Below are 20,934 nucleotides of genomic sequence, written 5' to 3'. Positions count from 1 at the left end.
AAATTTAGGGGGAAATTTTGATGTATCGTGTAGGAATTGACGTTGGAGGAACAAATACAGATGCTTGTATACTGGATAAGGAATTAAAAGTAATCCATTCAGTTAAAGTAGCAACTACAAAAGATGTTGAAACTGGTGTTTATAATGCCTTAAAAAAAGTTATAGATGAAAGTAAAATTGACCATTCATTAATAAAATATGCTATGCTTGGTACAACTCACTGTACAAATGCAATAGTAGAAAGAAAAAGGCTTAATAATGTAGCAATGATAAGAATAGGAAAGCCAGCAACCACTGCCATTTTACCATTTATAGATTGGCCAGAAGATTTAAGAGAAAAAATAGAATTAGATTCAATATTGATATCTGGTGGTTATGAGTTTGATGGAAGAAAGATAAATGAACTTTGTAAAGATGAAGTAGTAGATTTTTGCAATAAGATAAAAGGTAAGGTAGAAAGTGTTGCAATAAGTGGAGTATTTGCTCCTGTAAATAAGCAACAAGAAGAAGAAGTTGCAAAATGGGTTAGAGAGATTCTTGGGGATATTCCAATATCCTTATCAAATGAAATAGGTAATATAGGTATCCTGGAAAGAGAAAACGGAGCAATTTTAAACTCTGCATTGTCTAGAGTAGGTAAGGCTGTTTCTTTAGGATTTGAGAAAGCATTGAAAGATTTAGGAATAGATGCAGAAATATATTTTAGTCAAAATGATGGAACATTAATGAATTTAGAATACACAATGAAGTATCCTATTTTCACAATTGGATGTGGAATAACAAATTCTATAAGGGGAGCATCCTTTTTATCAAAAGTAAAAAATGCAATAGTACTAGATGTTGGAGGAACTACGAGTGATTTAGGTGTATTATACAATGGATTTCCTAGAGAATCTTCAATTCCTGTTACAATTGGAGGAGTACATACAAACTTTAGAATGCCAGATGTTTTAACCATTGGACTTGCTGGGGGAACTTGTGTAAAAGGTGAAAAAGATAATATAAAAATAGGTCCTGAGAGTGTAGGGTATAGAATAACTGAAGATGCAATAATATTTGGTGGTGATACTTTAACTTTATCAGATGTTGTTACAAAGTTAGGCATGGCATTTGAGGATAGAAAAAGTAATGTTGAAAATTTAGATAAAGATTATTGTGATGATGTATATAAAAAAGTAATTTTAAAACTAGAAGATGCTGTAGACCAAATGAAGACTAGCCAAAATGATGTTGAATTAGTTTTAACTGGTGGAGGAAGTATAATTGTCCCAGAAAAACTAAAAGGCATAAGTGATGTTATAAGACCTCCTCATTATACCGCAGCAAATGCTATTGGTGCGGCTTTAGGGCAAATAAGTGGAGATGTAGAAAAAGTGTACAGTTTAGATAAAATGTCTAGAGAAGATGCTATAGAAGATGCAAAACAAGAAGCCATAAATAAAGCTTTAAAAGCAGGTGCTAAAAAGGATACTATAGAAGTATTAAATATAGAAGATGTTCCACTTGCATATCTTCCAGGTAATGCACTCCTTATAAAAGTAAAAGTTGTTGGAGATTTGATATAATTTAAAGAAAATTTAAGTGCTTTTAAATATGTTTTAGATATAAAAAAATCGGTGCATAGTTTGTACCGATTTTTTATCTTTATTAGTAGAGAACTCGTTTTTTTGCTTCTGCTATAGCTCTAGCAGCACTTTTTGCTTCGATTCTTTTTTCTTCTTCTCTTTTAAAAGCATTTATTGTATCATTTAAATTTTTATCGTGTTCATTTTTTTCTTTGTCTTCGTTTTCTCTGTAAACTAATACATAATCTATTATTGATTCATTTATTATTTGAGATATACTTTTATTTTCATTAATTCCTATTCTTTTAACTTCTTTAAGTAATGTTTCATCAATGTGAACCGTTGTTTGTTTTGTATTTTTTGCCACCTTAATCACCTCTTAAAAAAATTTTAACATTAAAATTTTTTATAGTCAATAAATTTTAACATTAAAATTCTTTAAAAGTTTTTATTTGTTTTTCTAAAACTTTCTATTTTGCTTATCATATTTTTTTTTATATTTTCGCCTAATACAGAAGATTTTAGTCTAGGATTTTCAATATGGTCATAAATTGGTTCTAGGAATTCAACTTCAACAGGAACAGAATTAATTTTACCAATAGGTTGATATCCTTCATAAGTATCTTTTGAATTTTTTATGACTAATGGAACAATAGGACACTTTGCTTTATATGCTATTTTTAAGGCTCCACTTCTAAAATCTGATACTAGTGAATTTGGTTCTTTAATCCATGTTAAATCCCCTTCTGGAAACACTGCCATACTCTGGCCTGTAAGTATATTTTGTGAGGCTTCAGCAATACTTTTAATCCCTTCTCGATTATTTTTTCTGTTTACATATACACATCTTAACAACTTTGCCCATTCTTTAAATATAGGTATATTTCTCCAAACTGGCTCATCTGCAATTACACATCCAATTGGTCTCTCTACACTTGCTGCTAGGATAAAACTATCAAGCATACTTGAGTGATTTACAACAAATAAGATTGGTTCTTTTGGTAATGTTTCTTTGCCAAGTATATTAAGGTCTATATTTACTATATCTAAAGATTTTTTAGCTTGTTTTTGCATAAATTCAAATTTTTCTTTTAAGCTAAATTTATCTGGATTTTTTTTGATTTTTATAAGTTTAGGTATAGAAGATGTAAAGCCTATGAGTTGATATGTAGCAAATTTTAAGTAATTATTCATAAAATTATCTCCTTAAAATAAAATTGTTTATTACTGTAAAGATTTTAACATAAAATGAAATTTAAGTCTATTTTAATTGGGATTTATAACTTACATTTAAAATAGACCTATTTTGAAATTTTTATACTTATAATTTTATTAATAAAACTATATTAATAATGTAGTATTCTATTAGATTAGCTAAATAACCTTTAAATATTATTTTGTATAATATAAATAGAAGAATCCAATATAGTATTGTTTTAAATTTTATATTATGCTAAAATTTATTTGTATTTTATAAATTACAAAAATATATAGTTTAGTTTTCTAGGGTTCCGCATTTTATAATGGGCAGGTCCAAGAGAAAACGCACGGTTATTGTGTACACGGAAGGATAAAAGCCTGGGAGATATTTAATAATATTTCTGTAGGCTTTTTTATTTTTATATATTTTAAAGTTGAGGAGGTATTCTAATGAAAAAATTTGTTGTTGAGAATGAGTTTTGGAACCTATTTCCTAGTTCAAAGATTGGAGTTGTTATTTGTCAGGACATAGACAATTCTATAATGGATAAAGAAGAATATAAGGAAATGATTTTGCAGGGAGAAGAATATGCATTAAAACACTTGAAGGATGTAGAATTTAGCAATAACCAAGTAATTAAAGTATGGAGAGAAGCATTCAAAAAATTTAAAACGAAAAAAGGAGCAAGGTCATCTATTGAGGCATTGTTAAAAAGAGTTCATAATGGAAATCATATAGCAACTATTAACCCCTTAGTGGATATTTACAATTCTATTTCACTAAAATATGCATTGCCTTGTGGTGGAGAAGACATAGACAAATTTATAGGAGATATTAGGTTGACTAGAGCAGTTGGAAATGAAGAATTTATACCATTAGGAGCAGGGGAAAACTCATCTCCATATGAAGGAGAAATAGTTTATAAAGATAATGGTGGAGCAATTTGTAGGTGTTGGAATTGGCGTGAAGCAGTGAGAACAATGCTTACTGAAAATACAAACAATGCCTTTTTATGTATTGAATTAGTAGATGAAAGCAGATTTGAAGAATTTGAGAATGCTTTGAATGATTTAGTGAAAATAGTTCAAGAAAATTTAGGTGGAACATGTAAAATTTCCATTTTAGATATTAACAATAAAGAAGTATCAATAAATTAATTTGAGGGAGTGTAGAGTAATGAGTAGTTTTAGTTATAAAGATATTTATATTGAGGATGGCAAAAGAGTATTAGAAGTAAACATACTTCCTGAAAAGTATTGTAATTTTGATTGTATATTCTGTCCTATTGGAAGGTCATATAATAAAGTAGATACACCTCAATCATTTGACAAGATTGATGACTCACTTAGAGAATTAGAACGTATGATAGAAAAGTATAAAGCAGAACTAGTTTTCATTAATTCAAAAGGAGAAGCCCTATTGAATGATAAAGTTTGTGATGTAATTGAGTTAGTAAAACGTAAAAGAGTGCCTGTACGATTACTTTCTAATGGATATTTATTAGGTAAAGATGAATATATAAAAGTAGCCAATATGTGTGATGAAATTATTGGAGAGATAAAAACAATATCGGAAAAAGATTTTCAAAAAATTCAGAGACCAATTGTAGGGTATACTCTAGAAGAATATATTTCAAATATGATTTTATTTAATAAACAGTATAAAGGAAAATTTATTTTAGAAGTAACAATTATCAAGGGATATAATGATAATGAGGAATCTATTAATAAGATAAAAAGTATTATTGATGAATTATCTCCAAATAAAGTGATTATTGAAAGAATGAACGATGAAAAATTTAAGCAAAAATTTGGTATATCTAATGAAAGGTTTGATAAAATTTCAAAAACATTATTAAACTTTTGAAAACATTAATGAAAAATGTTTATATATGAAATAAAAATCTAATAGAGTTAATCTATTGGATTTTTTTATATACAACATACTATATATCCTTACTGAATTAACTTTTATTTATGAAGATTATTTTATATTTAGAAGAGGGCTTTTTTCATTTGTCCAAACAATATTATTTACTTAATTAATAATTATCATATATATTATCAATAAAAAAAGACTCTTAAAAGAGTCTTTCCGAAAAAATCTATATAATTATAATATAGTTATGTTTTCTGCTTGCTGACCTCTAGCACCTTTAACTATATCAAAGCTTACTTTTTGACCTTCTTCTAATGATTTAAATCCTGAAGTTTGTATAGCTGAGAAATGAGCAAATACGTCATCTCCACCGTCTACTGTTATAAAACCAAATCCTTTTTCGTTGTTAAACCATTTCACTATTCCATTATTCATTAAAAATACTCCTATTAACCTATATCAAGATATACTTGATTTAATTGTGTATTACTACAAATACTATTGTATCACAGATTAATAAAAATGTCTACTTAATTGTAATTTTTAGTTAACATTTTTTGTTTATCCTTAACCATAAAAAAATTAAAAAGCTTTGTATTGCTATATATTAGTGAAAATGTAGATAAAATACTTTACTGACATTTAACTGACATAAATATTAAAATCTAAAATTAAGAGATTTAAAAATCAATGTTTATTTGCAAAAAAAATAGATAGCTATTATTTTATATTGAATAATAGCTATCTATCTTAGAGAATATATAATTATGTATTAAAGTAATAGTATAATATTTATATATAAGATAAAATATATAAATACTATACTATTATAAAGCTAGAGAAGCCCATTTTTCACATTGAGAAATTCTTTTTCCATCATCACCTTGCTCTTTATCGTATGCAAATTGAGTTAATATTTCACATGGAAATGTGTCACATAGGCCACAATGTGTAAGATTTTTATTCTCACAACATGATTTTACAGGACATTCTTCAGACCAAAAAGGTTTATCAATATTTGTACATCCAGCGCAATTTACATCTTCCTTATACTTACATTCACAACACAAAATTCCACATCTTGATTCTATCATTTTAAATCACTCCTCAAATATAAACTTTATATAATTATATGTTAAAATTTATATTTCTCATTGTAAAAATCAGACAAATTTTTTATATAGGTTGTTGGATTAACACCACAAATAGATTTAAAATCATTTATAAAGTGAGATTGGTCATAATAACCTATATTTTGAGCTAAAGTTGTAAATGACATCTTATTACTTTGTATTTCTTGTAGTGTCATGTTTATACGTAATAATCTAAGGTATGTCTTAACACTCATACCAAGAGAATTATTAAAAATCCTATTTAAATGGCGTTCACTATAACAACTAATTTGAGCAATATTTTTAACAGACATGATAGAGTTTTGTTTTCTAGCATCTATAAGAATTGGTATTGTTAAATCTTTTATATTAGATTTAAATAAGTACGATAAAAATAACCTATCAAATTGTTCAATGAGTTCTTTAAGAGTACTGGACTTTTCAAAGATAGAATTAGTTTCCAAATCAAGTTGAGTGTTAAAATCTTTAACAGGAATTATTAAATCGGCTGATTCTATTTGAGGAAAACCTGTCAAATAGTATACTCCACATGGAAGAAATTCAACAAATACCCTAAAGAGTATATTTTCTATATCGTTTTTTACAATAGTAGTTTTTGTTGTAGCACCCCAAAATTTGCTATTTATACCTTTTTTACTAAATTCAAATACCATACATCCACTTGCATCAGGTATCAATGTCAGGTTTTCTATAGAATTTTTATCTGGAACAGTTATTGTATAATGGGCTATATATGGTCTTAATAATTTGTGTGGTGAAATATATATATCATGATTGCAATTTTTTAACATGTTTTTAATTTTTTCTATCATAAATATGTCCCCCTGATACTATTTAGTGATAAATAGATTAGTTTAATTTTAATATTTTATATAATAAAACATTCTGATAAAAAAGTTTCATTGAGAGTATAAAGTATATAGAATAATTATAAAATAAAGTCTAAAAATGTACAATTATTAAAAAAATTATATGCGCTCATGAAATTGGCATGTTGGATAGAGTTAGGTATAAATTAAACACAGAAAATAATAGTGTTACTTTTATAATAGATACATATAAAGATATTTTTAAGAATAAAATTTATTATTAAATAAAAAATAAGGGGAGAGTGATTTAATAGAATGGCATCAAAACAAACACCAAGAAATAATTTAGAAAAGTTTTTAAGAATAAGGGTTCTGTCACATACAGGCGACAAAATACATATAAAATTACCTGTAAATTTTGCAAAGAGAATGATTGAAAATAATGCTTTAGATTTGTTTAATGGAAAAGATGATGTAGTTGATGGTAAAAAAGTTACTGAAATATTAGTTAAGGCATTTGATTATGATTTGACTGGAGAAGTGGTTCATCTAGAAAGAAAAAATGGGGATATTATTAAAGTATCAATTGTTCAATCAAATTAATTTATAGAAATTTCAATTTGATGTAATTATAAAAAACTATATAAAAAATTAATTATTTTATCATATTAAAAGCTATATAAATTTGTTATTTTGCAAATTTATATAGCTTTTTTAAGTATTCTTATTATGTATGGTAGGTATAAAAAGTGGTATATTTATATAAGTTAAGTTTTCTGTATTGTCACTTGTAATATATACCTTAGAAGTATTTTGAAAGTTAAAAAACTGGCAGTATATTCTATTTTTCTATTTAAAATGATATAATATATCTACTAAGAGGGAGGAGGACAAAATTTTGAAGTTAAAATCCTTTCAATTGATTCTGATTGTTTGTATGATTTTTCTTTCTTTTCCAATAGAAATTAACTCTGCTTCAGATAGGGTTCCAGTTAAAGTCGGGTATTATGATGATGGCGATTATATGAGTCGAAATGAAAATGGAGAGTATATAGGATTTAATTTTGAATACTTACAAGAAATTACTAAGTACACTAACTGGAAATATGAAATAGTAGATTGTAAAAGTTGGGAAAATGCTTTTGAAATGTTAAAATCAGGTGAGATAGATGTTCTTCCTAGTGTCTATTATACAAAAGAACGCACAAAAGAAATGCTTTTTCCAACCCTACCAATGTGTAATATCTATACAACTTTAAATGTAAGAGTGGACGATACTCGTTATGATTATGAGGATTTTGATTCTTTTCAGGATATGAAAGTAGGTATTATTAGTAATAGTAAGGATGCTGAAAACTTTAAAGAATATTGTAAAACAAATGATTTTGAAGTTCAAATTATATCTTATAAAGAAACAGATGATTTGTTAAGAAATTTAAAAAATGGAAATCTTGACGGTGTTGCTATAACACATCTTGGTCGGACTAGTACATTTAAAAGTGTAGCACAGTTTTCTCCAGAGCCACTTTATACTGTGGTTTCAAATAAGAAGCTGGATTTATTATCTCAACTGAATTCTGCTTTGAATACATTGACACTTAGGAATTCAAGTTATGAAACAAAATTATACAATAAATATTTTTCTATAAGTACTGCTCAGAAGCCAGTATTTACAAAAGATGAGCAAGAATATATACAACAATCTGGTGAAATTTCAGCTGTGTATGATTCTACAAAGGCACCACTAGAATATGGTGATTCCAAAACAGGCGAGTTTTCTGGTGTGGTTGCTGATTTATTTAAGGAAATTACAAATAACACTGGGTTAAAATTTAGATTTATTTCTGCAAAAAGTTATAATGAAGCACTTCAAGTATCAAAAGATTCTAGCACATCTATAGTTTGTGGTATGGAAAACGATTATATTAATAACCAAAAAAACAATATAAGAACAACTCAGTATTATTTACGTGCTCCAGTAGTTTTAGTTAGTGGAGGAAAAGAAAATAAAATTAAAAAAGTGGCAGCTGTAAATGGTTCTTTAATTGGGAAAAATATTACTGAAGATGGGAAACTAGATAGAACTATAGAATATTATAATTCTCCAAAAGAATGTTTTGAAGCTGTATTAAAGAATAAAGTGGATGCTGTTTATGTAAATACATATATTGCAGATTATCTATTGTCCAATCCTCGTTATGAAAATTTTTCTGTTTCGACCTTGACAAACTATGCAGAAGAAATAAGTATTGGTATTTCTGATTCTGCAGATTCAAGGTTATTTTCTATACTAGATAAATGTATTCAATACATGTCAACAGAACAAATGGACAGAATAATTTTAAAAAATACAATAATTCAATATGATATAACTTGGAAAGATATTATTCATCAGCATCCAATGGCAATTATTGGAGGAGTTATTATAATAGCGGCTATTATTATTATACTTTTGAGTTTTCTACTTTTATTAAAGTCAAAAAACAATAAACGTATTGAGAGTTTGTTATACCGAGATAGTCTTACAGGAATTTGGAATTTAAATAAATTTTGTAAAGAAGCTATTAAGAGTTTAAGAAATGCAGAAAGCGGTTCATATGTGATTGTTTATTTAGATATAAAACAATTTCGAACGATTAATGACACTTTAGGATTTTCAGAAGGAGATGAAATACTTTGTGCATTAGCTAAAGCTTTACAAAATACTGTCTCTTTTGAAGAATCTTGTGCTCGCGTTTCTGCAGACCAATTTGTTATGTTATTAAAATACAATAGTTGGGATTGCTTAGAAGAACGTCTCTTTAAGATTGATAATCAATTAAATGATTGGGTAGAAAAAATGAGAAAAACTTACCAACTTATTCTTGTATTTGGCGTATACATAGTAAATGAAGTTGAAAAACATGATATATCTCTTATGCTTGACCTAGCAAATTATGCGAGAAGAAATACAGAAATAACTCACAAAAGTTGTGTTGTACTTTATGATATGACTATGAGAGAGGAAGGGTTACATCAAAGAAACCTAACAGATAGGATGCAAATAGCCTTAGAACATGGAGAGTTTGTTCCATACTTTCAACCAAAGGTAGATATGAATACAAATAAATTGGTAGGAAGTGAAGCACTGGTAAGATGGAATTATCCAGATAAAGGTATAATAAGTCCTGGAAAATTCATTCCTTATTTTGAAAAAAACGGATTTGTAGTAGAAATTGACTTTTATATCTATGAAGAAGTCTGCAAACTGTTAAAGAGATGGATGGATTTGGGATTAAATATTAGTCCAGTATCTTGTAATTTTTCCAGAATTCATTTTAATAATGAAAATTTCTCAGAAAGATTGATAGAAATAGCAGATTCCTATAAAATACCTCACAAATACCTTGAAATAGAAGTCACAGAAAGCATTTTTGTTGAAAATCTCAATCAGATTTTGAGTCATTTTAATCAACTAAAAGAATTAGGATTTCCTATTTCTATAGATGATTTTGGTTCTGGATATTCATCTCTTGGTTTATTACAACAATTTTCTGTTGATATAATTAAGTTGGACCGTACATTTATACAAAAAGGAATGCATGGTAGTCGTGAACAAGCTGTTGTGCGTGGAGTGGTAAATATGGCAAAAGAATTAAATATGAAAGTTATATGTGAAGGGGTAGAAAGTATAGAACAAGTGATAAGACTAAAAGAAATTGGATGTTATTTGGCACAAGGATATTTTTATGCAAAGCCAATGCCACAAGATGATTTTGAGCAATTATTAAAAAATCCCATACTGAAAATTAAATCAAATGTTTAAGATACTTGTTTATTATATAAGAGAAAAAGTAAAATACATATTCCAAATTTATATTAATTAAATTAAAAAAGCTATAAATAATAAAATTATTATTTATAGCTTTTTATTATATTAAGTAGTTAATTAAAATTAAATATAAATTGTAATCACTATATTTTTTGTTTAAGTTTTAAAACTTGCGTTACTATATTTGTTGAGTGGTCAGAAATTCTTTCTAAGTTAGTAAGTAAGTCAAGGTAAAGTACACCAGCATCAATTGTACAACTGCCATTATTTAATCTAATCATATGAGCATTTCTAAAAGTTTTTTCTAAGTAATTTACCTCATTTTCAACTTCTAAAACTTTGTTTGCTAATTCAAAATCTTTTACATCTAAAACTACTAAAGCATCCTTAAAGTTAGTCATAGTTTTATTGTATATTTCATAGATTTCTTTTATTGCACTATCAGAGAAGTTAACATTCATTTCTTTAACAGTCATAGCCAACTCAGCTATATTTTCAGCATGGTCAGATACTCTTTCGATATCATTTACTGTATTGAAAAGTAAATCTGTTCTAAATCGTTCATCATCTCTAAGTGGTTCTTTAGAAAGTTTTAACAAATAATTTAATATATCTTTCTGCAATTTATTAACAACTTTTTCAGACTCAAAAGTTTTCTTAATATCTTCACTACTTTTATTTAAAAAACCTGCAATTGAATGTTCTAAAGAGTTTGTGGCCTTATGTCCCATTCTAACGACTTCTTGTACAGTATTACCAAGTGCTATAGATGGAGTACTAAACATTCTTTCATCTAAGTACTTAGTATTGTTTACAACTTCTGATTCAGTTTCTTTAATAGGTATAAGTTTGTTTGCTAATTTAACTATGTATTTAGAAAATGGCAATAATATTATAACATTTGTAAGATTAAATAAAGTATGTGCATTTGCTATTTGTCTAGCTGTGTCAGTTGGGTTAAAATGAGTAACTATAGCTGATATAGGTTTATTTAAAACAAGCATAAATATTATTGTACCAATGACATTAAAACTTAAATGCATTACAGCTGCACGTCTAGCATTTCTATTTGCACCAACACTTGATAAAAGTGAAGTAACACAAGTACCAATATTATCTCCATAAAGTATAGGTAAAGCAGCTGATAGAGGAAGTATTCCTTGAGAAGCTAAAGCGATTAGCATACCCATAGAAGCACTTGAACTTTGTATGATACCAGTTATTGCAAATCCTGCCAATATACCAAGTATAGGATTTTTACTAAAATATAAAAGTGTATCAGTAAATCCCTTATATTCAGCAAGTGGAGCTACTGCATCTTTCATAAATTCCATACCTGTAAACAATATACCAAAACCAATAAGTATTTCAGCTAAGTGTTTTGTTTTTTGATTTGATGTAAATAAATAAAATACTATACCTATACCTAATGCAATTGGGGCGATTCCTTCAAGATTAAATGAAACTAGTTGGGCAGTAACAGTAGTACCTATATTTGCACCCATTATTACACCAATGGCTTGACTTAGATTCATTATTCCTGCATTTACAAATCCTACAACCATTACAGTAGTAGCACTTGAACTTTGTATGATACCTGTAACAACTGTACCTACCAATACACCCATAACAACATTACTTGTTAAGAGTTCGATGATTTTCTTTAATTTGTCTCCTGCCGATTTTTGTAAACCTTCTCCCATTAAACTCATTCCATAAAGAAAAAGTCCAAGACCACCGATAAGACTAATTGCTATATTCACGACATTTCCTCCCTTAAGAAATTAATAAATTTTTTATATGAATTATAAACTTTATTAACTAAAATTTATCGTTTCCATAATATAGAATAACAAATTTTGTCAATTTAAATATTAACGTTTTGTTAAGTATAGGTTAAGAGAATGTTAAATCTTTAAGTTGTTGTTAATTTGAGAAAACTTATATCATATAGTAATTTAAATACTTGAGGTGATATTTAGCATATTTTGGATAAAATTAACTTAACAAAGAATTAACTTTTTTCGTCAAAATATTTATAACTAAAAAATATCATCCTTTGCAGAATGATATTTTTTAGTTATAAATATTTTTATATTCAATTGGTGTAAGGTTGTTAAACTTTTTAAAAACCATACTATAATAATTTTGGCTATTGAACCCAACAAATACAGCAACATCTAAAATAGACATATCTTCTCGAAGTAAATATTTTTTACTTTTTTCGACTCGAACTTTATTGAGAAAATTAGTAAATGTATATCCACTTTCTTTTTTAAATAGGGAACAAAAATAACTTTTATTAAGTTGTAAATCATTACATATATCACTTACTGTTATATCTTCTGAGTAGTTTTTATGAATATAATCGATAGTTTTTTTTACATAAAAACTAAGAGCTGGTTTGTGTTTCATTTTATCATTACATATTTCTGATAAAAGATTTGATATATAATCTATACATGATAGAGGCTTAAATGGTATGTCAGAAAACTCAATATCATTATTAATGCATGATTTAAAAGGTCCTATAACAAAATAGCCATTAGAAATATCAAATTTATGTATCGGCATAATTAAAAATTGTATGTCATCGCAAAAACTTAACATTATATAGGACAAGTTTTTATTAGATATAAAATCTGTACTTTTTATATTATTGAATATGTTTAAACTAGAAAAGTACTTTTCTAGTTTATCATTGTAGCCAACGCTACAAAGTTCTTTTAAATCCTTATTAATCACTTTTGTTGGGATATTACAACAGTCAAAAAAATCATTAATGATAAGTTCTATATTATCTTTAAAACATTTCAAAAAATCACCTCATTTAAATTTATACAAATATTTTTATAAAAAAACAAATATAGTTAAGAATTTAAAAAACATATCGCGTAAAATAGTTATTGCGAATGATAATTAATTTCGTTAAATAATATTATGATGTAAGAGAGGTAAAAAGTCAATGAAAAAAATAGCTATTTATGGGAAGGGAGGAATTGGAAAATCAACAACAACTTCCAATTTATCTGCATCACTTTCTCATTTAGGATATAAGGTTATGCAAATAGGATGTGACCCTAAATCAGATTCTACTAAAAATTTAATGAAAGGAAAATTTATACCAACAGTTCTCGATGTCATGAAAGAGAAGAAAGATGATTTGAAACTTGAAGACATAGTATTTGAAGGATATGGTGGAGTATTATGTATTGAAGCTGGAGGACCAACTCCAGGAGTAGGGTGCGCTGGAAGAGGCATAATAGCGGCTTTCGAAAAATTAGAAGAACTAAAGGCCTTTGAAATATATAATCCAGATGTAGTAATTTATGATGTACTTGGAGACGTTGTTTGTGGAGGATTTTCAATGCCAATAAGAAATGGATTTGCAAATGAAGTGTATATAGTAACTTCTGGAGAAATGATGTCAATGTATGCTGCTAGTAATATATCTTTAGCTGTAGAGCAATTTAAAAATAGAGGATATGCCTCTTTAAAAGGACTCATATTAAATGCTAAAAATGTTGAAAATGAATTAGAATTAGTTGAAAAATTGGCTGATGAAATAAAAAGTAAAGTTTTTCACTATATACCAAGAAATAAAATCATGCAACAATCTGAGAATAATGGAAGAACCATTATAGAAGAAGATAAAGATAATGAAATGTCACAAGTATATATAGAACTTGCAAATAAGATTATACAAAGTAACTAGATAGATATAGGTTTAAATAGAAAATACAGTTTTAAAATAAAGTTTATTATGGAGGAAATTTTTATGAAATTTAAAAAAATATGCTCAGTATTTTTACTTAGCACATTAATATTAACAGGATGCTCAAAGCCGTCAAAGGATGAGTCTGCAAATAAGGAGTCAAATAACAACGTAAAAGTTGTCTCAGCCACAGTAGCAGCAACACAAGTATTGGATAAATTAGATGCTACTTTAGTAGGCATTCCAACGACTAAATCTGAACTACCAGAAAAATATAAAAATCTACCAGAAGTAGGACAAGCTATGAATCCTGATTTAGAAATTGTAGCATCTCTTGAGCCAGATGTATTTATAGTTGATAGTATGTTTAAAGAAAATGTTGAAAAGAGTATGAAAGAATATAACCTAGATACATTCTATTTTGAAACTGGAACATACACAAAGTTTCTTAAGAGCATAGAGAATTTAGGTAATAAAATAAATAAACAAGATGAAGCAAAAAAACTTCTAAAAGAGCTAAAAGGAGTAGAAGAATCTGTAGTAGAAAAGTCAAAAAAACAGGATAAAAAACCAAGGGTAGCTATTTTATTTGGTGGTGGAAATAATTTTATGTTAGCTACAAAGAGCTCATATCTTGGTGACTTGGTTAAAACAGTAGGTGCTGAAAATATAGCTGATAACTTAACAGATAGTGTGGATTCAGATTATATACAATTTAGCTTAGAACAAATTATAAAAGAAAATCCAGATTACATACTTAGATTTGCTCATGGGAATATAGAAGAGACTAAAAAAGCATTTGATGATTCTTTTGATAAAAATCCTGCATGGGATACATTAAGTGCAGTAAAAAATGGAAAAGTTATAGATTTAGACTCAAGTATATTTAATGTATCAGCAAATATACATGTCAAAGATTCAATAAATAAATTGGGAGATATCTTATATGGAGATAAATAAATTTTAGGTGAAGAATATGGATAATAAAAAAGTATTATTGATATTTGCAGGGTTGATAACTGTAATTATTTTATTAATTGTTTTTTCTACTGTAGGGAGTGTAAATTTAAGTATTGGGGAAATATTTGATGCATTGATAAATGAAAATAATGCAATGGTTACTACAATAGTTTATAAGATGAGGTTACCTAGAAATATTTTAGCAGCGTTAGTTGGTGCAAATCTAGCAGTTTCAGGATTATTGTTACAAGCTGTTATGAAAAATCCATTAGCAGACCCTGGTATAACAGGTATATCTACAGGAGCAAGTGTAGCTGCTATTATAATATTGCTTTTATTTCCACAATATACAAGTATGTTGCCAATAGTTGCTTTTATCGGAGGGCTCATATCTTGTGGAGTAGTATATTTGATGGCGTATAAAAATGGGCTTAGACCAGAGCGAATTATACTAGCTGGAGTAGCTGTAAACACTATATTAGGTGGTGTGATATCATATTTATCAACTATGTATAGTGAAAGAATTCAAAGTGCAATGTTGTGGTTAAATGGAAGTTTAGCCACAAAGACTTGGTTAGATGTAAATATGCTAATATGGTATTCTGTTATAGGATTGATAGGAGCTATTTTCCTTATCAGAAGTGCAAATGTACTACAATTAGGAGATGATGCAGCTACAAATCTTGGCTTCAATGTAAATAAAAGTAGGCTTTTAATCTCATTAGTAGCTATATTTTTAGCAGGTGTTTCTACTTCAATAGTTGGTGTCATCAGTTTTGTAGGTCTTATAGTACCACATATAACGCGTATGTTGCTTGGCAGTGACCATAAATATACGATACCATTTAGTATAGTACTAGGGAGTATAGTATTATTAATTGCAGATACATTAGCAAGAACAATAGGAGGCTCTATAGAGATTCCAGTAGGCGTTATTATGTCTATAATAGGGGGTCCATTCTTCTTATATTTATTAAGAAAGAGAGGCAGTTATTAATGTTCAATGTAAAAAATGTCAAAATAGGTTATGAAGATAAGATTATCATAGACAATCTGAGTGTGAGCATTAAAGAAAAAGAAGTGGTTTCTATATTAGGTCCAAATGGTTCAGGAAAATCTACATTACTTAAATCCTTATCTAGAATTTTGAAAATTAAACAGGGTGACATATATATTGGAAAGAGAAATATGAAGGTCATGAGTAATAAAGAAATTTCGAGAAAAGTGGCATTATTAGCTCAACATAATGCCTCCCTAAAGGATATAAAAGTAAAGGATTTAATATATTATGGAAGAATACCACATAAAGGTTTTTTTGAAAGCAAAAATAAAAATGATGAAGAGATAGTAAATTGGGCAATGAGAAATACAGGTCTTGAAACATATAAAGATAAAATGGTAAGCAATTTATCTGGAGGAGAAAGACAAAGAGTATGGTTAGCAATGGCACTTTGTCAAAAGCCAGATATACTTTTATTAGATGAACCTACAACATATTTGGATATATCTCATCAATTAGAACTAATGGAGCTTGTAAAAGATATAAATAAAAAATTTGGAATGACTATAATTATGGTTTTGCATGATATAAATCAAGCGAGCAAATACAGTGATAGACTTATTATTATGAATAATGGTGCTATAGTAGCGGATGGACATCCTAATAATGTAATAAGTGAAGAGATAATAAAAGATGTTTACAAGGTAAAATGTGATATAGATATAGACCCAATTAGCAAAAAGCCTAGAATTCATCCAATAATGTTATGTAGAAGAACTAGTAGTATATAAAATTTTAATATTTAAGATGACTATAGTTGAAAAAATATAAAAAGTAATATAAGTGTAACTTTAAATTTATAAAGTTGTATAAGTAATAGGATTGGAAAGGAAAAAGTATGTATACTTTAAATGTATTAAATAGATTAAAAGATATAGCGTATGATAAAGATATAAAATCTTTATCATATGCTGTGTTTCCAGGGACTCATTGTCCATTGTTTGGAGTTGTATTAACTGCATCATATATAAAAAACATGGCTCTTGTGATAGTAGGAACAAATGAATGTACTTATTATAGTAAAAATTTTGCATATCATAGACAGTCTGGTCAAGATAGTGTTTATTCAGTAGTCTTAAAAGATAAAGATATAGTTTTTGGTGCAGAAAAAAAAGTAATAGAAGCTGTAAATTATATTTCAGAAGTTGAAAAATTTGATGCAATAATGATAGTAACTACATGTGTACCAGAATTAATAGGTGAGGATTATAATGCTTTATCTGAGGAATTGGAAGAACTGATTGGTGTACCTGTTTTAACAGTTAATACCGAACATTATACATGTAATTCTCATATAATTGGAATGACAAGAGCTTTAAAGAGTTTATCATCAGTTATGGAGAATTATACAAATAAAAAAGGTGTTAATATTTTAGGGCATAGACAAGAGCATGTAGAAGATACAGAGCTTGTAAAGTTACTTTCTAAAGAAGGTGTAAAAATAAATTGTGTAATACCATCTAAATGTACTATAAGAGATATAAAAAGTGCATCTAGTGCTAAATTAAATATAGTAACAGATATGATAGCATTGGATTTAGCAGAAGATATGAAAAATAAATTTGGAATAGAATACATATATTTTGATAAAAACATGAAAGAGTCAATTATAATGGAAAACTATAATAAACTTTGTAACATTTTAGATATAGATGTACAAGATGAATTATTAGAGCAAAGACAAAGATATAATTTGTTATTGAATAAATGTAGACTTCTAATGGAAGGTAAAAAGCTAATTTATGGGAATACACCAATGATGGCATTTGAAACAGTGGATTTCTTAACAGAATTAGGGTTAGTGCCAGAATTTATAAAAGTGCGTGAACTTTATGAACAAGATAGTTTATTTAAAGACAACATAATAAAAAAAGGACACAATCCATATGTAAGCAGAATTGCAAATATAGCACCACTTAGAAGTTTGTATGATACTATAAATGCAGATATTTATATAGGTCATGAAAGTCCAATGTTATTAAAAGAAAAGGGACTTATGCAAATAACGTTAGACGAACATGCACAAAAAATAGGATTTGAGCTTCCAATAGGCATAATGGAAACTTTAATTAAATTATTTGATGTGGAGAAAGTTACAAGAAAGGAAGTGATTTAATATGGAAGTATATAAATATTTTCCAAATCCTTCTGATAGAATGGGAATAATATTTACAGTATCATCAATAAGCGAAGCCTGTGTCATAGAATTTGGTCCATCAGGAACAACTCACTATGCTATAGAAGCAATTGGAAGTTTAAATGGAGAAGACAAAGCAAAGATTTATTCAACTCATATGAGTGAAAGCGATGTTACGTTTGGAAATTATGATAGATTAGAAAAGGCTATAATTGAAATAGATAATAATATTAAACCCAAGTATATATTTGTAATGGCTTCATCTGTATCTTCTATTATAGGTGTGGATATAGTAGGAATCTGCAATATTATAAGTGATTCCGTAAATTGTAAGCTAATCCCAATCACAACAGGTGGATTAAGAGAAGATTATAATCAAGGAGTTGAAGATTTTTTTTATATATTAGCAAAGGATGTAGTAAAAGAGAGCAATGAAAAAATTGATAGCTTTAATATAATTGGATGTAATATAGACCAATATAATTTTTTATCAGATTGTGAAGAAATTAAAAGGATGATAAAGACTTTTTTCAAAAAAGAAGTAAATGTAACCTTTACATCATACACATCAATTGAGGAAATAGAAAATGCATCTAAGTCTAGTCTAAATATAGTACTTAGGAAAGAAGGTATCAAAGCAGCAACTTTTATGAAGGATAAGTATAATATACCTTATGTGTATAAAAAGCCTTATGGAATAAAAAATACTGAAGAGTTTATTAAAGACATACAAAAAGTAACTATGTGGCATTTGAATAAAAGTGCTTATGAAGCTGAAGTATCTAGCATAAAAAGACAAGTATTTAATATAAAAAGGAAGTTTTATTTTTATGAGGGAAGCAAAAAATGTGCTGTATTTGGAGATTATGACACTGCTTTAGGGTTTAAAGATTTATTAAATGAATTAGGTCTTGAAGTTGATAGAGTTAACATATTACATAATACAGATTGTAAGGACGAATCCGTATATATTGGAAATAATGAGTTAGATAGAAACAAATATTTAAAAGAAAATGAGTTGTTGGTTTTATTTGGAGATGGTACTAGTATTGATATGAATCATAATTCAAAGTTAGATATACAGATAAGTAATCCAAACTTAAAAAGTGTAAATATATATCCATATACACCATTTGTTGGATTAAGAGGAGTGCTTTACATAATTGAAAGAATACTTAATATATCACTATAAGATAGATTTATTAAAAGGTTAATGCATATTTTCTCACAATAATTTATGAATTCTGTTAGGATTTGTAGGATATGGGATATAATATAAATAAGTAAATTTTGTAAGAAGAGAATTTATTTGCTTTATTTTAATTATGTTGGAGAAGTGGGGGAATAGGTTATGGAAAGACTAATGGAGCTTTTAGAAAGAAAATTTTTAAAAGATGTAGAACTCTTAGAATTGGAAGATATAGAAAATGTAGTAGAGTGTAAAATGACACAGCCATACAATGCTCACTATAATGAATATCTAGTAAAAGTGAAAAATGGAGATATGATAGAAGAATATTTTGTGTATTTAAAACATAGATAGATGTAAAAGAGGTGTGTATTTTATTTGTAATATTACAAAATAAATACACACCTCTTTTTTTAGTGTTAAAGTGTAAAACTATAAAATTTTAATTTATATCTATTTAATATTTTCAACAATATCAGTTAATACTGAGTCTAAATCATTACTAATTTCTGTAACACCATTATGAGTAATATCTATGATTTCTTTAGTCATAGGAAGTTCACCTAGAAGTTTTAAATCTAAGTCATTTAAAAACTTTTCAGTAGAGTCACCATCAAATAATTTGATTTTTTTAGAACAATCAGGACATTGAATATAACTCATATTCTCAATAACTCCAAGAACGTTTATGTTCATTTTTTTAGCCATATTAACAGCTTTTGATACAATCATAGATACCAAATCTTGAGGAACTGAAACCATAACTATTCCACTTATAGGTATAGATTGCATAACTGTTAATGCAACATCTCCAGTTCCAGGGGGCATGTCTATAAGTAAATAATCTAGTTCTTCCCAAAGTACATCAGTATAAAATTGTTTTACAACTCCTCCAACTAGAGGTCCTCTCCAAACAACAGGCTCATTTTCGTCATCTATCATAAGATTTATAGACATTACTTTTATGTTGTTTGAATTTTCTACAGGATAAATATAAGAACCATCAGAATAAGCTTTTACATTTTTTAGACCCATAAGTCTAGGAATACTTGGTCCTGTTATATCAGAGTCTAATATACCAACTTTGTATCCCATTTTATTTAGTTTATTAGCAAGTAAAGCAGTTACAGTCGATTTACCAACTCCACCTTTCCCACTCATAACACCAATTATTTTTCCAAATTTATTGTTAGGGTTATTTTCAATAGAACAATTTGATTGACTATTACAATTTCCCTTTGATGGACATGAATTACAATCTGCCATATTTATTACCTCCAATTTTTAGTATTTATTAGATTATTTGTAACCTACATATACTATTTTAGTACAATTAAACAATAAAGTCATTATTTAAAAGCAACTTAGAATATTTTCTATTAAGCAAATAGTAATTTATTATAAAAAAAAGAAGGTAATAAAAAAATATAACCTTCTAAATAAAATGGTTGTTTCAATTGACCTATAGAGTTTAAT

General features: G+C 27.5%; 20 protein-coding genes and 1 riboswitch. Of the genes, 12 read left to right on the top strand and 8 right to left on the bottom strand.

Annotated features, from left to right (window positions below; genetic code table 11):
- The first annotated feature begins 20 nt into the window (after nucleotides 1-20).
- Nucleotides 21-1,565 carry a hydantoinase/oxoprolinase family protein gene (locus KGF52_RS11245; protein ID WP_227840252.1) on the top strand — a complete coding sequence of 515 codons (1,545 nt, stop codon included), beginning with the start codon at nucleotides 21-23 and terminating at the stop codon, nucleotides 1,563-1,565.
- An 82-nt stretch (nucleotides 1,566-1,647) separates the two neighbouring features.
- Here the strand turns inward: KGF52_RS11245 and KGF52_RS11240 are convergent, their stop codons facing one another.
- Nucleotides 1,648-1,932, bottom strand: a complete 285-nt coding sequence (locus KGF52_RS11240) for a transcriptional regulator (RefSeq protein WP_227840251.1) — start codon at nucleotides 1,930-1,932, stop codon at nucleotides 1,648-1,650.
- Nucleotides 1,933-2,003: 71 nt separating this feature from the next.
- Nucleotides 2,004-2,759 (bottom strand): lysophospholipid acyltransferase family protein, encoded by a 756-nt coding sequence (locus KGF52_RS11235; RefSeq protein ID WP_227828441.1) that lies wholly within the window; start codon nucleotides 2,757-2,759, stop codon nucleotides 2,004-2,006.
- Between the two features lie 298 nt (nucleotides 2,760-3,057).
- Nucleotides 3,058-3,152, top strand: a riboswitch (guanidine-I (ykkC/yxkD leader).
- Nucleotides 3,153-3,215: 63 nt separating this feature from the next.
- Between KGF52_RS11235 and KGF52_RS11230 the strand changes: the two genes are divergently transcribed.
- Both KGF52_RS11230 and KGF52_RS11225 read left to right on the top strand, forming a co-directional pair.
- Entirely contained in the window at nucleotides 3,216-3,923 is a 708-nt protein-coding gene (locus tag KGF52_RS11230) for a B3/4 domain-containing protein (RefSeq protein ID WP_227828442.1), read from the top strand.
- A gap of 19 nt (nucleotides 3,924-3,942) precedes the next feature.
- Nucleotides 3,943-4,632 (top strand): radical SAM protein, encoded by a 690-nt coding sequence (locus tag KGF52_RS11225; RefSeq protein WP_227828443.1) that lies wholly within the window; start codon nucleotides 3,943-3,945, stop codon nucleotides 4,630-4,632.
- Nucleotides 4,633-4,878: 246 nt separating this feature from the next.
- Here the strand turns inward: KGF52_RS11225 and KGF52_RS11220 are convergent, their stop codons facing one another.
- The 3 genes from KGF52_RS11220 to KGF52_RS11210 all read right to left on the bottom strand — a co-directional run bounded on the left by KGF52_RS11220 (nucleotide 4,879) and on the right by KGF52_RS11210 (nucleotide 6,589).
- The gene (locus KGF52_RS11220) at nucleotides 4,879-5,079 is read right to left on the bottom strand and encodes a cold-shock protein (protein WP_227828444.1); all 201 of its coding nucleotides are present in this window, start codon (nucleotides 5,077-5,079) and stop codon (nucleotides 4,879-4,881) included.
- A 392-nt stretch (nucleotides 5,080-5,471) separates the two neighbouring features.
- Nucleotides 5,472-5,738: a DUF3795 domain-containing protein gene (locus KGF52_RS11215; protein ID WP_227483233.1), complete on the bottom strand. Its 267-nt coding sequence runs from the start codon at nucleotides 5,736-5,738 to the stop codon at nucleotides 5,472-5,474.
- A gap of 41 nt (nucleotides 5,739-5,779) precedes the next feature.
- Entirely contained in the window at nucleotides 5,780-6,589 is an 810-nt protein-coding gene (locus KGF52_RS11210; RefSeq protein ID WP_227840250.1) for a helix-turn-helix transcriptional regulator, read from the bottom strand.
- A gap of 312 nt (nucleotides 6,590-6,901) precedes the next feature.
- Between KGF52_RS11210 and KGF52_RS11205 the strand changes: the two genes are divergently transcribed.
- Both KGF52_RS11205 and KGF52_RS11200 read left to right on the top strand, forming a co-directional pair.
- Nucleotides 6,902-7,189: a hypothetical protein gene (locus KGF52_RS11205; RefSeq protein ID WP_227840249.1), complete on the top strand. Its 288-nt coding sequence runs from the start codon at nucleotides 6,902-6,904 to the stop codon at nucleotides 7,187-7,189.
- A 295-nt stretch (nucleotides 7,190-7,484) separates the two neighbouring features.
- On the top strand, nucleotides 7,485-10,391 hold the full coding sequence (locus KGF52_RS11200) for an EAL domain-containing protein (protein WP_227840248.1): 2,907 nt from the start codon (nucleotides 7,485-7,487) through the stop codon (nucleotides 10,389-10,391).
- Between the two features lie 149 nt (nucleotides 10,392-10,540).
- Here KGF52_RS11200 and KGF52_RS11195 read toward each other — a convergent pair whose 3' ends face one another.
- Together KGF52_RS11195 and KGF52_RS11190 are read right to left on the bottom strand one after the other, a co-directional pair.
- On the bottom strand, nucleotides 10,541-12,160 hold the full coding sequence (locus KGF52_RS11195; RefSeq protein ID WP_227840247.1) for a Na/Pi cotransporter family protein: 1,620 nt from the start codon (nucleotides 12,158-12,160) through the stop codon (nucleotides 10,541-10,543).
- A gap of 313 nt (nucleotides 12,161-12,473) precedes the next feature.
- Nucleotides 12,474-13,214 (bottom strand): helix-turn-helix domain-containing protein, encoded by a 741-nt coding sequence (locus KGF52_RS11190; protein WP_227840246.1) that lies wholly within the window; start codon nucleotides 13,212-13,214, stop codon nucleotides 12,474-12,476.
- Between the two features lie 148 nt (nucleotides 13,215-13,362).
- Between KGF52_RS11190 and KGF52_RS11185 the strand changes: the two genes are divergently transcribed.
- The 7 genes from KGF52_RS11185 to KGF52_RS11155 all read left to right on the top strand — a co-directional run bounded on the left by KGF52_RS11185 (nucleotide 13,363) and on the right by KGF52_RS11155 (nucleotide 19,812).
- The gene (locus KGF52_RS11185; RefSeq protein ID WP_227840245.1) at nucleotides 13,363-14,112 is read left to right on the top strand and encodes a nitrogenase iron protein NifH; all 750 of its coding nucleotides are present in this window, start codon (nucleotides 13,363-13,365) and stop codon (nucleotides 14,110-14,112) included.
- Between the two features lie 63 nt (nucleotides 14,113-14,175).
- Nucleotides 14,176-15,072 carry an ABC transporter substrate-binding protein gene (locus tag KGF52_RS11180; protein ID WP_227840244.1) on the top strand — a complete coding sequence of 299 codons (897 nt, stop codon included), beginning with the start codon at nucleotides 14,176-14,178 and terminating at the stop codon, nucleotides 15,070-15,072.
- Nucleotides 15,073-15,088: 16 nt separating this feature from the next.
- Nucleotides 15,089-16,069 carry an iron ABC transporter permease gene (locus KGF52_RS11175; RefSeq protein WP_227840243.1) on the top strand — a complete coding sequence of 327 codons (981 nt, stop codon included), beginning with the start codon at nucleotides 15,089-15,091 and terminating at the stop codon, nucleotides 16,067-16,069.
- On the top strand, nucleotides 16,069-16,863 hold the full coding sequence (locus KGF52_RS11170) for an ABC transporter ATP-binding protein (RefSeq protein WP_227840242.1): 795 nt from the start codon (nucleotides 16,069-16,071) through the stop codon (nucleotides 16,861-16,863). Before KGF52_RS11175 ends, KGF52_RS11170 begins: the two co-directional genes overlap by 1 nt.
- 107 nt (nucleotides 16,864-16,970) lie before the next feature.
- Nucleotides 16,971-18,248, top strand: a complete 1,278-nt coding sequence (locus KGF52_RS11165) for a nitrogenase component 1 (protein ID WP_227840241.1) — start codon at nucleotides 16,971-16,973, stop codon at nucleotides 18,246-18,248.
- A gap of 1 nt (nucleotide 18,249) precedes the next feature.
- Nucleotides 18,250-19,461: a nitrogenase component 1 gene (locus tag KGF52_RS11160; RefSeq protein WP_227840240.1), complete on the top strand. Its 1,212-nt coding sequence runs from the start codon at nucleotides 18,250-18,252 to the stop codon at nucleotides 19,459-19,461.
- A gap of 159 nt (nucleotides 19,462-19,620) precedes the next feature.
- Nucleotides 19,621-19,812, top strand: a complete 192-nt coding sequence (locus KGF52_RS11155) for a hypothetical protein (RefSeq protein WP_227828455.1) — start codon at nucleotides 19,621-19,623, stop codon at nucleotides 19,810-19,812.
- 99 nt (nucleotides 19,813-19,911) lie between these two features.
- On the opposite strand, the gene KGF52_RS11150 is transcribed toward KGF52_RS11155, so the two are convergent.
- Nucleotides 19,912-20,724 carry an Mrp/NBP35 family ATP-binding protein gene (locus KGF52_RS11150; RefSeq protein WP_227840239.1) on the bottom strand — a complete coding sequence of 271 codons (813 nt, stop codon included), beginning with the start codon at nucleotides 20,722-20,724 and terminating at the stop codon, nucleotides 19,912-19,914.
- Nucleotides 20,725-20,934: the final 210 nt, after the last annotated feature.

It is taken from the genome of Clostridioides sp. ZZV15-6597 (assembly GCF_020657815.1).
In the GTDB taxonomy this organism is placed as follows: Bacteria; Bacillota; Clostridia; order Peptostreptococcales; family Peptostreptococcaceae; genus Clostridioides.
Note: the sequence above shows the minus strand (reverse complement) of the source record. Positions and strands in the feature narration are given on the sequence as shown.